This window comes from Methanobrevibacter sp. (assembly GCF_036307625.1).
Classification (GTDB): domain Archaea; phylum Methanobacteriota; class Methanobacteria; order Methanobacteriales; family Methanobacteriaceae; genus Methanocatella.
The window spans coordinates 1-14,528 of record NZ_JAXJXF010000077.1; the positions used below are offsets into that span (position 1 = coordinate 1).

At 36.2% G+C, this 14,528-nt stretch carries 12 protein-coding genes and 1 pseudogene; 3 read left to right on the plus strand and 10 right to left on the minus strand.

Annotated features, from left to right (window positions below; genetic code table 11):
- Positions 1-209 precede the first annotated feature (209 nt).
- From UIB65_RS04900 to UIB65_RS04925, 6 genes are all read right to left on the minus strand, one after another.
- Entirely contained in the window at positions 210-863 is a 654-nt protein-coding gene (locus UIB65_RS04900) for a DUF447 domain-containing protein (RefSeq protein WP_330039993.1), read from the minus strand.
- 775 nt (positions 864-1,638) lie between these two features.
- The gene (locus tag UIB65_RS04905; protein ID WP_330039994.1) at positions 1,639-3,456 is read right to left on the minus strand and encodes an Ig-like domain-containing protein; all 1,818 of its coding nucleotides are present in this window, start codon (positions 3,454-3,456) and stop codon (positions 1,639-1,641) included.
- Between the two features lie 58 nt (positions 3,457-3,514).
- Positions 3,515-3,691 carry a hypothetical protein gene (locus tag UIB65_RS04910; RefSeq protein WP_330039995.1) on the minus strand — a complete coding sequence of 59 codons (177 nt, stop codon included), beginning with the start codon at positions 3,689-3,691 and terminating at the stop codon, positions 3,515-3,517.
- A 92-nt stretch (positions 3,692-3,783) separates the two neighbouring features.
- The gene (locus UIB65_RS04915; RefSeq protein WP_330039996.1) at positions 3,784-5,730 is read right to left on the minus strand and encodes an Ig-like domain repeat protein; all 1,947 of its coding nucleotides are present in this window, start codon (positions 5,728-5,730) and stop codon (positions 3,784-3,786) included.
- Between the two features lie 253 nt (positions 5,731-5,983).
- Positions 5,984-6,232, minus strand: coding sequence for a zinc-ribbon domain-containing protein (locus tag UIB65_RS04920; protein ID WP_330039997.1), 249 nt, complete (start codon positions 6,230-6,232; stop codon positions 5,984-5,986).
- A gap of 227 nt (positions 6,233-6,459) precedes the next feature.
- The gene (locus UIB65_RS04925; RefSeq protein ID WP_330039998.1) at positions 6,460-7,347 is read right to left on the minus strand and encodes an HIRAN domain-containing protein; all 888 of its coding nucleotides are present in this window, start codon (positions 7,345-7,347) and stop codon (positions 6,460-6,462) included.
- A gap of 227 nt (positions 7,348-7,574) precedes the next feature.
- Here UIB65_RS04925 and UIB65_RS04930 point away from each other — a divergent pair, with 227 nt between their 5' ends.
- Together UIB65_RS04930 and UIB65_RS04935 are read left to right on the plus strand one after the other, a co-directional pair.
- The gene (locus tag UIB65_RS04930) at positions 7,575-7,697 is read left to right on the plus strand and encodes a hypothetical protein (RefSeq protein WP_330039999.1); all 123 of its coding nucleotides are present in this window, start codon (positions 7,575-7,577) and stop codon (positions 7,695-7,697) included.
- Positions 7,698-7,765: 68 nt separating this feature from the next.
- Complete coding sequence (locus UIB65_RS04935) at positions 7,766-8,002, plus strand: hypothetical protein (protein ID WP_330040000.1); 237 nt, start codon at positions 7,766-7,768, stop codon at positions 8,000-8,002.
- A gap of 6 nt (positions 8,003-8,008) precedes the next feature.
- On the opposite strand, the gene UIB65_RS04940 is transcribed toward UIB65_RS04935, so the two are convergent.
- Both UIB65_RS04940 and UIB65_RS04945 read right to left on the minus strand, forming a co-directional pair.
- Positions 8,009-8,593: a zinc ribbon domain-containing protein gene (locus tag UIB65_RS04940; RefSeq protein WP_330040001.1), complete on the minus strand. Its 585-nt coding sequence runs from the start codon at positions 8,591-8,593 to the stop codon at positions 8,009-8,011.
- Positions 8,594-8,627: 34 nt separating this feature from the next.
- Positions 8,628-9,296, minus strand: a complete 669-nt coding sequence (locus UIB65_RS04945) for a PH domain-containing protein (RefSeq protein ID WP_330040002.1) — start codon at positions 9,294-9,296, stop codon at positions 8,628-8,630.
- A 194-nt stretch (positions 9,297-9,490) separates the two neighbouring features.
- Between UIB65_RS04945 and UIB65_RS04950 the strand changes: the two are divergent.
- Positions 9,491-10,030 (plus strand): annotated as a pseudogene (locus UIB65_RS04950) (macro domain-containing protein).
- Here UIB65_RS04950 and UIB65_RS04955 read toward each other — a convergent pair.
- Positions 10,023-13,193: a C1 family peptidase gene (locus UIB65_RS04955; RefSeq protein ID WP_330040003.1), complete on the minus strand. Its 3,171-nt coding sequence runs from the start codon at positions 13,191-13,193 to the stop codon at positions 10,023-10,025. The pseudogene UIB65_RS04950 and the gene UIB65_RS04955 sit on opposite strands and share 8 nt — an antisense overlap.
- A 222-nt stretch (positions 13,194-13,415) precedes the next feature.
- Positions 13,416-14,528: DUF2779 domain-containing protein (locus UIB65_RS04960; RefSeq protein ID WP_330040004.1), on the minus strand; the 1,113-nt coding region annotated here is incomplete at its 5' end.

The following is a 14,528-nucleotide window of genomic DNA, read 5'->3' on the forward strand; positions in this document are numbered from 1 at the left end:
AATTTAAATAATAAATAATATATAAAGAAATAGAGAGAGCATTTGAAAACTAATATCTTCAGATGCCTTTTTGTGAAATTCATCTCCGACCTTAAAGAGGTCAGAGTATTCTTTCACTATTAAGATAAAAAAATAAGTAAGGATTAACACAAACGCCATAATCCACGTTAATGCAAAGCCCAATTACTCCATGAACTAAAAATCAGGTTCTATTCAACATCAAAACCCTTTTCTATCATGCTGCTTTTAAGAATCTCCATTGCTTTTATTGTATCAGACCCTGAAACCCTCTTAATCATGCGATTGTTTTCATTAAACCTTCCGATAAAATAATCCTGCTGCTGCTTACTTACTAGGTCCAGCCGAGTATAGTTTGTAAGGCATTCCAGAAGGGCGAAAACTCCCCGGTTTAAAGCCTTTGCACACGGATGGTTTTTGACGATTTCCACAACATCACTGCTTATGATATAAGCTTCTCCATTTGATGTTACATGGTCTTTAATCGGATCCATCTTTCTAATGTCTGTAACATCACAAATGACATATGCTTCTGCATTTTTCAATATTGCAATGTCATCATCATCTGTAAACTCTCCAATATCAAGGTTTCCGATGGTTGAATTTACGAAATTTATAGGATCAAAAGTGATATTTACAACATATCTACGTGTTTCCATAATGTTTTTAAGAGTTTGGGTGCCTACAAATAATCTGCATCCCAGTTTGTCTTTGCCTTTGCATACGATTCCTATTGGCGCTGCATTTTTTACACCGTCCTTGCTCATGGTAGTGTAAATACCTTCATATTTCTGTCCTTCTTCAATTCCAATATCCGTCAAATCAATATCCATTTTATCATCCATTAATTACATCTTCAATATAATGTCTATTCTTTAATCTAATTAAAAATTATTGTCAAAACATTATATCATTACATTAGTTTCCCTCCGTTATCTGTATTCTGATTACATTCTGTATATAATCTAAGCTCCAGAAGGCTTAAGATTATCTTCAATGACTGCCAATGTAATTTCCGTTATTCACAGCAATTATTACCATAATATTTATTAAAAGGAAACTGCAAATTATACAAAAAATCTTAAAGCTAATGTTTTTACTTAAAACATTAATATGTTTTAAAGGCACATAAACTGTAAATTGTTTTAAAAAACATGGATCAATACGCAACATTGACATTACTATTACTTATTCAAAACTAACTTCGTATATCCCATTTTAAAATCAGATTTGATTTACAATATGTGTCCATTAATGTTAATGTCGAATCATTAAATCGAATCAAAAAAAAGCAGCTATTGTTTTTTGCCCGTTAGAAACTATACGAATAGTTGGATTTGTGATGCATGATATTAATTGACATATCAATAACTATGAAAAATATTAAGCATCTATACAGTCAAGCATGACAACTTACAAAAATAAGTATATTCCAGATGATGAATGTAAACGAAAAAATAAAAAAATAAAAGTGTAAAGTAGATTTTGGGATAAATCTACTTAACAGCAATTTTAACTTTTACAGCTTTGGCATTGTAGTATTTGCTACCTTTATACTTAACCAATGCAGGGTACTTGCCTTTCCTGGTCAATTGGTTATAAGAAATGAAAGAAGTACAATCATGTAATTTTAATTGTACTTTTGGCTGAAACCAGATATTTTATATTGTCTGTGTATATGATTACCCTATGGCTGCCGACAGCCAAAGAGTTTGTTTTAAACTGGGCAACTCCTTTGCTGTTGGTTTTGATGGCATGAACCCTGCCATCGATTTTTACCTTTAAAACCAATGCCTTGAGAGGCTTACCAGTCTTTTTGTTTTTAACTGTGATTTTAAATGCCTTGGACTCGTTGGTGGTTGTTGTCAATTTTGGAGCGCTGACAACAGTCATTGTTTTTATCAGCTTGTCGATATTTCCCATTTTGACATCTCCAAGGAATTTTGAAGATGGAGTCATAGGAAGGCTGTTCTTGGATATGAATTTGTTCCTAAATTTGATATCATCCTTCAAATATCCGGTACTGCTTCCAACAAGACGTCCGTTGTCATTTGCGGCATAAACTTTTAAGGTTGAAGTTGTCCTGCCTTCCTTGGTTGTGGCTTTCCAGTGGAATGCTGTTGCATCCCTCCTGTTGACACCATATGAATCGGATGCAGCAATCTTGATTGCAGCCTTTACGGGATTTTTGCTGAAATGAGCATATTTTCCATGATAGAACAGTGATCTTCCATTCGGTGCCTTTAAATACTCACCAGGCTTTAACTTGCCGTGAATAATTCCACTGCTCCACACAACAGCATATTTGCCGTTAGGAGCCTTTATTGAGAAATGGCCCAATCCCAACTGTCTTTCATAACCTAGAATCTTTTTCAAACAGGATTTTTGGATTTTTCCGGATTTTGCCATCTTGCCTGCCAGCCTTTCAATTGCATGATTTATGCTCGGATTGTCGATGCCTCCGGTTCCAGCCATCCATCCGTCGGCGGTTGTCAAAATATGGAAGAAATAGCTGTTGGTCTTATATTGCTTTACGGCCACCTTGCCGTTTAGCTTGTATTTGACAATATGCAATGTTTTGGCATTGGTCGCATCCCTTCTAAATCCTGCAACAGCTTCCGTATTGCTTACCTGAACAAACAAGGATGTGCAGCCCATTTCAGCGGTTTCCTTAATTGTCAGGAAAGATACAGCTTTGTTGGCCTTCATATACTTGTTCTTTTTAAGAGAAGTGACGACCCTATACTGTCCGACCTTAAGGTTCTTTTTAAGCTTTGCAACTCCTTTGGCGTCAGTGGTTGCCCAATAGGTCTTTTGCTTGCTGTTTTTAATAACCTTGAAGGCTACCTTGATGCCCTGAACGGGATTTTTAGTGACTTTATTTACAACCTTTGCCTTGAAGTAGAAGCCTGATTCAAAATATGTTTTGAAGTCATTTGATGTGATTTTAAGGGAAGCCTTGTTTACATTAACCATTGCTTTGGCGCTGCTTGCGGCATAGTTTTCATCACCTGCAAACTTAACCGAAGCGGCATATGTTCCAGGTTTTAGGTTAAGTTTCAAAACGGCCTTTCCGGCCTTGTCAGTGTTTTTTGTGTAAACCTTGTCGTTTATTGAAATGGAAATCTTTTTGCCTGAAAGCGGCTGATTTTTGCCGTCTTTAAGATAACTTACCAATTGGGAATTTTCCCTGTAGTATGCAGTTACATCCTTGGCTTTCATTTTAGTATTGATTTGGCTTTGAGCATCTCCAATGTCCTGTAGGGATTGGTTTGCGTCACCTTTAATGTCTGAAAGCATTGGAGTTTCAATGCCCTCGGCAGATGTTCCATCATCCAAAGAAATCTCATCAGTCAAATTATCCGATGCCGAAACAGTTCCAATGGCCAGAAAGATTAAAATCAGCATTGGAACAAACAAAACTTTCCTGTTTAACATAACCTTATCCTCATTTAATTATTATTATTTTATTACTATTTTAACTTGTGCTGGAATTTTATGATGATGCCGCAGGAAATTTATGATTTATTAATGAATTTGTATAGATTTTTGGAATTTGACTTGGCGGCACCATTTTTTCTTTTCCTGCTGCAAAAACAACACAATATGCTAAAAGAAATCCCTGAATATTTTGATAGTTGCTTGCTAAAACAGTTAAATTAACAGTCGACAATTAAAGATAATAAATATGATTATGAAAAATAGTGCAATCATACAAGCGAATGTAGGAAAAAAATAAAAAAAGTAAAGTAACCGCCAAAGCAGTTACTTAACTACAATTTTAGCTTTTACAGTTTTGGCATTGTAGTACTTGCTGCCTGCATATTTGATGGTTGCAGTGTGTTTGCCCTTTTTGGTCAGTTTGGTGATTTTGAATGTTGCCTTACCTTTTGCATTGGTTGTAGCGGAGTAGGTTTTGCCGTTGACCTTCAAGGTAAGTTTGGTGTTTTTCATCACCTTATTCTGATTGGTTTTCAACACAACCACATATTTTTTGCTTTTGGATGATTTTTTGAATGATTTTGCTTTTGCAGTTAATATCACGGCAGCTTTTTTAACTGTAACTTTAACAGATTTGGTTGATTTGTCATAGATTGTGTTACCATTGAATGTTATTTTGGCAGTGTATGCTTTAGGAGCAAGACCATTGGTTGATACTTTAGCCTGGCCGTTCTTGTTGGTAGGGTAGGTTTTGACACCATTCAAGTTAACAGTTATCTTGACTCCGCTAAGAGGATTTCCTTTAGCATCCCTCAAGGTTATGAGAAGGTTTTTGTTACCATTATAAACTGTTGCGACAGGAGAGGAGGATATTACAGTATGGACTTTACTTACACTAATTTGTGTAATGTTTTCAAAAGCCATATAATTGGAATCCCCTGAATAATTTACTGTAGTTTTATAATTGCCCGGATTCAATCCTGAAATGTTGAATGTGGCCTGTCCGTTTTCTATGTTTGCATCATAGCTTTGTGCATTCTTGATGGTGAGGATTATTTTTCCTGTTGCATGGTTTTCGACAATGACAATTACTTTTAGGGTTTCGCCGTAGGTTGTGCCATTGATGTTTATTGTGACTGTTGTTTTTGCCTTGTTTCCGTTTACGGTACAATTTGAAATAATTCCTCCCATAACCAATTCGCTCAAACTTTCACATCCCTGTGTTTCGAAGTTGCAGCGGGAAATTGCTGAGTCGCCATATGTATAAATCGCTTTTCCAAGTTCCGCAGAAGAGTTTGTGAAATTACAATTTGTCACTGTGCCGGTTGAATCCCAGCCTAAGCAAACTGCACCACCATTATCTGAAGCAGCGTTATTGATAAAATTACAATTTATCATACCAACATCACGTTCAATGTAAACTGCACCACCATCATAGGAAGCAGCGTTATTGATAAAATTACAATTTGCCACACTTCCCCACCTACAGTAAATCGCACCGCCATAAAAAACTACGGAGTTGTTGGTGAAATTACAATTCATCACATTACCATCACCCCATATAAAAACTGCACTGCCCGAAAGGGAGGTGCCGTTGATAAAATTACAATTTGTCACACTACCACTAGTCATGCTGACAGCACCGGCGTAACCGACTGCGGAGTTGTTGATAAAGTTACAACCTGTCACAGTGCCGGAGTCATAGAAGTAAATTGCACCTCCATCATTATAAACAGCATTGTTGATAAAATTACAATCTGTCACTATACCTGACTCATCAAAGTAGATTGCCCCTCCATTGCCAGTATAGTTTGCATTTTTAATGCTTAGATTTTTAATTGTCACACCGGAAGATTTTACTTTGAATACTCCCATATCTTTTGATCCGGCCATGTCAATAACAGCACCTTTACCATCAATAACCATATTGTCGCCGGTAATTACAATAGTGGAACCGGAATCATATTTATAGTACTTATGTTTTAGTTCAACGTTTTTTCCTGATTTAATCTCATTAGACAATCCGGAATAATTACCTATATCATCACCCAAGATTTCTGAATTGCTTTGAGTGCTTGCGCTTTCATCATTATCTGTTTGTGTCAATATATTGTTGTCTTCATTATTCTTTAGATTATCTGCAGATAATTTCATCTGTCCTGTATCATCACCGACTATTGGCGTATCGTCGACATCAACGGCACTTACAGAACCAATTGCAAAAATTGCCAAAAGAACTATTCCGACAACCATCATCCTCATAAGCTTCATGATTTTTTTATCCTCCATAATCTGTAAACTATATTATACTCCTATTGGAGGGATTACATGAAATAATATTTGATAAACTATCCTAAAAAAATGTTTTCATTAATGGGAAAAAAATAAAAAAAAGTAAAGTAACTGCCGAAGCAATTACATTTTAATTTTTGTAATCAATTGATAATATCTGACAAACAAAGGAAAAATCACCAACCAAATCTCAGCCTAACATTATTCCTTTTAGATGTCAGTGCATTCTGATTTAAAAAAAGCTGAATATTGCAAATGCTATGAATATGATTACCACAATGACGCAGCATGCAAGCAAGGTCGATGAACTGTCATCATTTACAGAACTTGTATTTGTCTGGCGATAATCCTCATCATTTTCGATTGTGGGAACATGAACAACTTCCTCTTCGGGAATATCATTTTCCTCAAAATCTATGCCGCAGTTTCTGCAGAATCTGGCATTGTCCGGATTTATTGTACCACAATTTGGACATTTCATGAAAAAACCCCATTAATCTTAACTGTTTAGAGTTTTGTCTAAAAGAATATTTAACCTTTATTGGTCCTGTTCCAATAGGGAATTATCAAACAGTGCACCGTCAGAGGTATCCGATTTCCACATTATAACCTCCTGAGCAAAACATGTTCTGTTTAATGATTATATCCCCCAATTTTTCCACAGTCTGATGATTTTCTCACAGTTCACCGATTGCAGATACGATTGTTCTATTTGATTATCCGACCGATTGCAAACTGTATATCAGCATATCTATCAAGATACAATACATATTCTGCCTGAGCAACACCCAGAATTCCGTCCTTGAGTTCGGATGCTGATGAGGTCATCCAATATTTTGTATAGTCGCTGTTTGCAACATATCCTATCTTTTCGCCTTCAGCATACACTGCAATGGCATCCCTGTCAAATTCGTTTTCAGGCTCCCTTACAAGCTTCAATGCCATACTTGCTTCAAGATTGATTCCATTTCTGTAAAAATGCATTCCTGCAATCGTAAACAGCTCTGATCTGGCATATTTTTTAAGAGTTTCTAGGTTTTTCTTATATTCCTTTTCATAATTGATGTAAAAATCAATTGTATTCCTTTGATTGAGATAATTTTCAATGTTCTCTTCGCTTTTGTCTCCAGGAAGTGCATCAATTGCCCTCCTGTTAATTTCCCATGCATCATATAATGTCGCAAGTCCGTCAGGCTTTTTCTTTGACTCTTCAATAAGGTTGCCTGCCCAATAGCGAAGCATTCTTGCCTTGTTGTCGAAAACCAGATTGCTGGAAGACAGTCCAAGCGATCTGTCATAGCATTTTTCCGCCTCACCATATCTTCCCATGAAATCCAGGATAATCGCCTTTTTGTTCCAGTCACCAGCATTCAGTGAATCCAAATCAAGTGCCATATTAATATATTGAAGTGCAAGTTCATATTTATGTTCATTGCAAAAATCCCATGCCTTTCTTGAATACTGTTCTCTTTTGAGTTCCCTTGAGGTTTCATGGTCTTGAGAATCCTTATCGCCATCGTTTCCATGACCCCAGTTTTGGACATCCATAAAACCGTCACCCCAGTCAACAGGGTCTCCTATATGCCATTCATACATATTATCACATTTTATTTTCCAATAGCTGCAGTCCTTTGCCAGAGATTCATTTAATTTATTCCATTGTGCAAATTGGAGGATGCCGTTTTGTCTGCATTCATTGCAAAAATGACAGGATTTTATGTGGCCTTCAAATCAATTTGCATGTGTGCGGAATCGTTGAGTATACAAATACATATTTAAATATGTGGCTTATTTGTTAATAACTTTTTCAATTGTGTGGAAAAATGAACTGTCAGGTTAGGAAAAGCAAATCCCTAAACGAATTGGTTGAGACAATTCAGAAAGCCCAAAAATGCAGTGAATGCACCGGGCAAGGAGATTTGATTTTTCAAGACATTTTAACATAACATAATAACAAAGTATAAATACATAAACCTAATACAACATTAAACAGACATTAGTGATGGTGAAAGTTATGGTAGGATATCTTTTTCTTGCAATCTTTTTTATCATAGTGGTTTCAGCATGCTGCTCCAGCGACAGCAGCACATCAGGCAACACAGCAAAAAACACATACCACAGCAGAAATAACTCATACAGCAGAAGCTCATACTCCGAATGCCCTTCCTGCGGTGCACCCGGTTATGACGGATACTGTGAGGAATGCGGATACCCCGACATTAATCAGGGATGGATTGGGGAAAACTATTAATGCATCCTAAAAATCCGAATCAATGAAATCGACCCTTTGCAGTTCAATGTGTGTTCCAAATATTCCTCTCCTTACTGTAGTAGAATAGTTAGTGCCCTTAGACGGGTCAATTTCACCCCTGCATGATCCTCCCCATGCATTAGCGGCAGTATGATATTTGATTGTTATTATGCTTTGCCTTTCAAAATAGATTTCTGCAATCTGACCTGCTTTGCCTTTCCACAGTTCCTGTCCGTTTTCCGATTTAATGGAAACAGACTGCTTGGTCATAGTATTGATCAGATTGCTTAACCTGATTCTGACAACACCGTCAGGAGTCATTGACACTACAGGACATCCGCAGTTTGGACATGCCTTTGCCTTTCTTGAAACAGGATTTCCACAGTCCGGACAGTTCATCAGTCCAGAAGGCATATTGAGACTTTCATTGAAGTTTACCTTTTCTCCGCAGCTGCTGCAAAACCTGTCACTTTCACTGACTTCGGCACCGCATTTTCCGCAGACATTTCTATTGGAGGATACCTCTGCTCCACAACTGCTGCAAAACTTATCCATTTCACCAATTTCAGCACCGCATTTTTCACAAAACATATCAATACATCCAAATTAAGATACTTTAATGATTTTAACTTAATTTTTCAGCCATTGCATCAACTATAGCTTTTGCATCCTTATTCCTGGTTTCATCCTCACTTTTTTCAATCTGGTTGAATATATCATTGTACATGGTCTGCCCGTCACGGATGAAGCGGAACTTGAAAGTGGATGAAGTGGTTGCAATCTTTACTGTTCCATATCCTATCAGCTTTCCAATCGGACCGTTGCTGAATGAAACGGAGTCTATTTTATTTAATGGTGACTGCATTTGGGTAGTTGATATCAATCCGCATTTTCCAAATACTCTCTTGTTTGTCAGGATAAGGTCATTGCTCAGGTATCCAATAAACCTGATTAAAAGCCAGATTAATCCGATTATTGTGAATATGTTGAAAAAACTTAAAAAAAACCATCCCGGATAAAAATAATAATAACGGTATGAACCTATAGTCAGGAAAAAGGAAATTAATCCTAAAAAAAGCCCAAAACCTAAAATAGCTGCCGGAAGTATCAGGCATCCACTGTGAATCTGTGAATGCCTTATGACATCTTCACCACCCATCATGTCTATTTTATATTTGCTGAAAAGGCTATTGAACTCGGGCGATGATGATCCAGTGACTCTTGATCCACAATTGTCACAAAAAACAGATCCCCCATCCAATTCAGTGCCGCAATTTTTACAAAATCTTGCCATCTAATCACATCCATAATTTTATTGAAAACAGGACTGTTGCCTGATTTCAATCGAAAAAACATATGTTGAGATAATTTATATTTAATGTAGGTAATATAAATTGTGTTTAAATAGTATTTCTCTCAAAGATATGACCATAGCGGTTACATATTATAATAAGAACAAAAAACTAATGAATATTTAAGGTGATTTAAATGAAAATCAGTATAAACATCAAGCAAACCGACATAACAGATTTAAATGTTGATGCGATAGTCAATGCGGCAAACAGAAATCTCCATGAAGGAGGAGGTGTTTGCGGAGCGATATTTCAAAAGGCAGGGTCTCAAAATCTGAGAGATGCATGATCAAAAATAGGAGGATGCCAGACAGGTTGTGCAGTGATTACACCAGGATTCAACCTCAATGCCACCTACATTATCCATGCCGTCGGCCCAATCTGGAACGGCGGAGATGATGGTGAAGCTGAACTTCTATACAGTACATACCAAAACTCTTTAATTTTAGCAAAGCAAAACGGCTGCAGTTCAATAGCCTTTCCACTAATTTCATCCGGAATCTACGGATATCCAAAAGATGAAGCATGGAAAATAGCACTCAAATCATGCAAGGACTTTATAGACAACAATGAAGACTACCCAATCAGCATTACCTTTGCTGTTTTAAGCGACAAAAGCAGGCAAAAGGGTGAAAAAATTAAAAAAAAGGTAGATGAAAAGATATCATCTACATGACTTTAACGGTTGTTTTGATGGTATCCTTAAGGTAAGTGACTTTTACAGCATAGGTTTTACCTTTTTTAAGCTTTTTGATAACATTCTTATTAAGTGTCTTTTGGGCAATTCCTTTGGAGTTGGTTTTGACCTTGTAATTTTTGCCGTTGAACTTGAAAGTTATCACTTTGCCTTTAACCAATTTACCATTGATTTTAAGGGTTGCCTTTAAGGTAAATTTCTTAGCTGTCTTTTTGACTGTTACTTTGCTTGTTTTTAAGACTTGTTTTACTGTGACAGTGTTTTTAACTGATTTTCCTTTATATGTAGTTGTTATTGTGTATTTTTTAGGAATTTGAGATATTTTGATTTTAGCTATTCCATTGCTGTTGGTTTTGACAGCGTATGTTTTGCCGTCAATTTTAAACCTGACACTATCACCTACGACCACATGCCCGTCAGCGGTTGTGACTTTAACTGAGAAGTAAGATCCGCCCGCATAGTCTACAGCAATGTTTTTGTTTCCACCCATTACTGCATCATCTTTTAAGGTATATGCTTTAATACAGGCAATTTCGCCAGATGTTTTATAGATATCTGTCCAGGTACCGCCAAAATTAGTAAATGTAACGCCCTCTTCACAGTGCACCCTTACCGGAACACTTACACCTAATGCAGTTGATGTTACATAAATACTGAATTTATCTCCTTTTTTAATTGAAACATACTTGTTTAACTTAATTGTATGATATCCCCTGTATGGAGAAACGCCTTTTTGAGTATATACTACAACGTCATTTACCGCAATTTTAACTGTATAATCAAGACCGCTTTGATTGAAATAAGTTCCTACAGCAGCCAACAAGTCATCATCCTCACTCATAAAGACATTTACATTAGTTATTGGACTGCCATACAATTCGTCAGTTTCATCATAAGTCATGAAATCATCAATGCCACTAAAGTCATACTGATAATTTTTATTGTATGGCAAAGTATTTTCAATTATATATCCGACAGCCTGTTGGTTAGGAATATTGAATGCACATATTGAGGTATCATAATATGAAATATATCCATATCCTTCCTCTCCCCATTCAGTTCCCCAACTGTTTTTAATAATCCATGCTCCATCACCAGGAGGTTGGATTAAAAAGTTTTCTTTAGGATAATTATCGTCCCATCCGACAAGACCTACAGCATGGTCTCCATCTGTAGTGTTAGAATAAAAATTATATAAATGATTATCCGGCAATGTAGCATCAAAAACAATAGCTAATACCCCATATTTAAGAATAGCTTCTTTAAGAATTGGATCTCCTGGATTTGATATGTTTCTATCAATTAAAACATAATCTTGAACATGTATTGTTTGATTTGAATGAATTAACGGAGATATTTTACCAAGTTCATCATAGGAATCATATTCCTGCGGCAATACTCCAAACCAATTTACAATATATGCTGCAGCATCTGTTTGGTAACCCCCTTCAATCATACCAATACCATATCGACTATATAGAAGCATAGCATCCTGCACATTGTTTTCTGATAAATAATAAGTTATTCCAGTATTTTTCACCAATGCTGACTCCAATGCATCCAATGCTCCAAAAGTCCAGCAAGAACCCATTCTTCCCTGGTCTCTAACTGGTGTAATCCATCCGATATCCCTTAAATCAAATCTGGTTGGAAGAATTGTAAGGTCAATGTTGTTTGTAGTCAAATTTTGGACTAATCCTTCCCCCATGATTAAAGAAGGATAGAAGGTGTTGTTCAGGTCATCTTTAGAAATTTTATCGTTTCCGTATATTTTACCTATTGTTGATGATTCAGTATCAAAATAAGTATAAATGGCATTTCCGTTGTTGTTAAAAGTGACATTATCAATATGATAATCAGAATCATAAATAACTATTCCACTTCCTATTGGAGCTTCATTACTGTTAAATTCTGAATCAGACATGTTTAATGTAGCGTTGTCAAAGTATATTGCACCCCCATATGTCGGATAATTACCATGTGATGCAACCTTATTCAAATTGAATTTACAATTTACAATATCTGTATTTGCATTGGAAGTATATACTGCCCCTCCGTCATAACTTGAAGAACAGTTGGTGAAACTTGAATCCTTAATGGTTAATTCACCTGCCAATTGAACAAAAGCTCCCCCAAAAGAAGATGAGGCATTAATGAAAGTTGAATTTATAACATATACTATTGGGTTATCAACACTACCGCCACCAGCGGCGTCAATATATATTGCTCCTCCGTTTTTAACAGAACTGGTATCTGTAAACAGACAATTTTCAATTATTGCTAGTTCACATTCTTTTATTCCTACTGCTCCGGCAGTTTTATTAGCTTTTAAATTATTAAATTTAGTATTGTTTATTTTTACATTTCCACTTTCGACATATATTGCCGGAGCATATGTGGATGAGATATTATTGAAAAGACAGTCATTAATATATACTTCACCGATTTGAGCGAAAACTGTCGACCATTCACTGGAATATTTTGATGTGAAAGTACAACGTTCAATGTTCACAATACTTCCAATTGAACAAATTGAATTTCCATCGAATGAATGGCCATCTATAAATTTACAATCAAAACAATTAAGTTGTCCTTGAAGAGCAAATATGTCTCCCCCATAATAATTTGCGGTATTATTGATAAATGTAACATTATTTAAAGTTATTGATCCCTGTGATATTATTGCGCCTCCACCAGCTAAGTCAAGCATACCTCCTAACTTACAGTTACCATTAGTAAAAATCAGATTGTTTATTGTGACATTTGATCCAGCAATCGCAAAGATATTTGATTGACCGCTACCATCAATAACGTGGTTATTTCCCTCTATTACAAAATTATTTCTATCAATACGAATATGTCCTTTATCGCTTTCGTTATTGAATTTATAATCATGTTTCACGTCCATTACATTTACAGATTCATTCATATCCTTGGCAAAGTCTGTGAATGTATTGATTTCATTTACCCCATATTCATCATTCTGTGTGCTTTGCAATCCTATAACGCCAGGAGTGCTTTCATCATGTGCTATAGCATTATCATCAATTATTGCATTGCCGGTAATTTCTTCAGTAGCTGAAACAGCACCCATCAAAAATATCAGCAGAAGCAATATGATGGATATTTTTGCGAATTTCATCATTTAACTCCCTAAATAATACTCATTTTTTAAAAAATGAAGATGAATTTTTTTAATGCCATTAACATCAATTTGATATTTTTTAATATTAACAACATCAAATAGGATTTTATTCACAAACTTATATAATTCTTTTGATTTGGTTTTAAAGAAATATTAATTCGTTGAATAACAAACAAAAGCAACTGAATCAACATTAATTTAATATCAAATCCACTTTTTTCATTGAACATCATCAGTCACTTGCCTGAATTTTTCCCAAATCTTCACCATAGCTAAAGTGTCAAGCCTGCAGTAGTCAAGCAATGCTTTTCTTATTGGCTTTTGCTCTTCTGGGGTTTTGTCCTTCAAACTTAAAAATGCATTTGACGCCTCATCGCCCTTATGAATCAATGACAATTCATTGTAATCAAGTTCAGGATCATCTGGAAATAGTGCAGGCAAAACCTTTTTGATTGAATAGGAGCCTTCCATCTGCCTTGTATAATAGTTACGTTCCCTGAAGGGCACCATCAAATCAACCATATTATCGTTGAACCTGTCCATATCCTCCCTAAACTTAGGATACATCTCAGCTATTTCCTTGTTTCTTGTCGCTTCAAATGCCTTGTTGTAGACTATTACACTTCCATCTTCAGGCATATCCCCAATCATATTGCGAGCAAATGTTTCTATTATATCTTCATCATCAGAGCCCGCCAAAAATTCCTTATGCTTTAATGGAGAACCTTCCTTTTCAATGATGTGCAGCGAGTACTGGAATGGAATCTGCTGATATGGTTTTGTGCCTTCGATTTCTGGAATTGCATGCTGACATGTTTCATAATCGATGAAGTATAATGGATAGTTCAGACTGTTCAATACATCATCTATTGCGGATTTGATTATTTTCGGCTCCCTGTCATGAAGCTCAAAGTCAATCTGTTCGAGGTATTTCGGGTTGAGGTCTTCATTTTCCAAATCCTCGAATGAAATCTTTCCTTCATAGTACTTTTTGAATTTTGATCGCCTCTGCATCACCGCAATGTCAAAGACATTTGGAGTCGGCTGGTCTTGTGTGCAGTGCTGCCAGTAGCTGCAGGGATATGGGTCAAAGCAGTGCGGTCCGATATCAATGTCAGGTTCACTTTGTCCTAAATCACTGAACCTGGAGATGTTGCTTGTGATTTCATCCTGCCTTTGGCGGACCATATCACTCACATCCTCGATGTTGAACAGCTGGGCCATATCCAGCTCACTTCCCCTAACGTATTCGTTGTTTATGTAGACTATTGCAGCCTTTTTGACTTTTAAGCCTGCACTTGTTAAAACAAAGTACTGGTATGCAACATCATC

Coding starts and splice junctions, on each gene's coding strand:
- UIB65_RS04900 (WP_330039993.1), bottom strand. CDS start 863: ATGGATGATAAAATGGATATTGATTTGACGGATATTGGAATTGAAGAA.
- UIB65_RS04905 (WP_330039994.1), bottom strand. CDS start 3,456: ATGTTAAACAGGAAAGTTTTGTTTGTTCCAATGCTGATTTTAATCTTT.
- UIB65_RS04915 (WP_330039996.1), bottom strand. CDS start 5,730: ATGAAGCTTATGAGGATGATGGTTGTCGGAATAGTTCTTTTGGCAATT.
- UIB65_RS04920 (WP_330039997.1), bottom strand. CDS start 6,232: ATGAAATGTCCAAATTGTGGTACAATAAATCCGGACAATGCCAGATTC.
- UIB65_RS04925 (WP_330039998.1), bottom strand. CDS start 7,347: ATGTATGAATGGCATATAGGAGACCCTGTTGACTGGGGTGACGGTTTT.
- UIB65_RS04930 (WP_330039999.1), top strand. CDS start 7,575: ATGAACTGTCAGGTTAGGAAAAGCAAATCCCTAAACGAATTGGTTGAG.
- UIB65_RS04935 (WP_330040000.1), top strand. CDS start 7,766: ATGGTAGGATATCTTTTTCTTGCAATCTTTTTTATCATAGTGGTTTCA.
- UIB65_RS04940 (WP_330040001.1), bottom strand. CDS start 8,593: ATGTTTTGTGAAAAATGCGGTGCTGAAATTGGTGAAATGGATAAGTTT.
- UIB65_RS04945 (WP_330040002.1), bottom strand. CDS start 9,296: ATGGCAAGATTTTGTAAAAATTGCGGCACTGAATTGGATGGGGGATCT.
- UIB65_RS04955 (WP_330040003.1), bottom strand. CDS start 13,193: ATGAAATTCGCAAAAATATCCATCATATTGCTTCTGCTGATATTTTTG.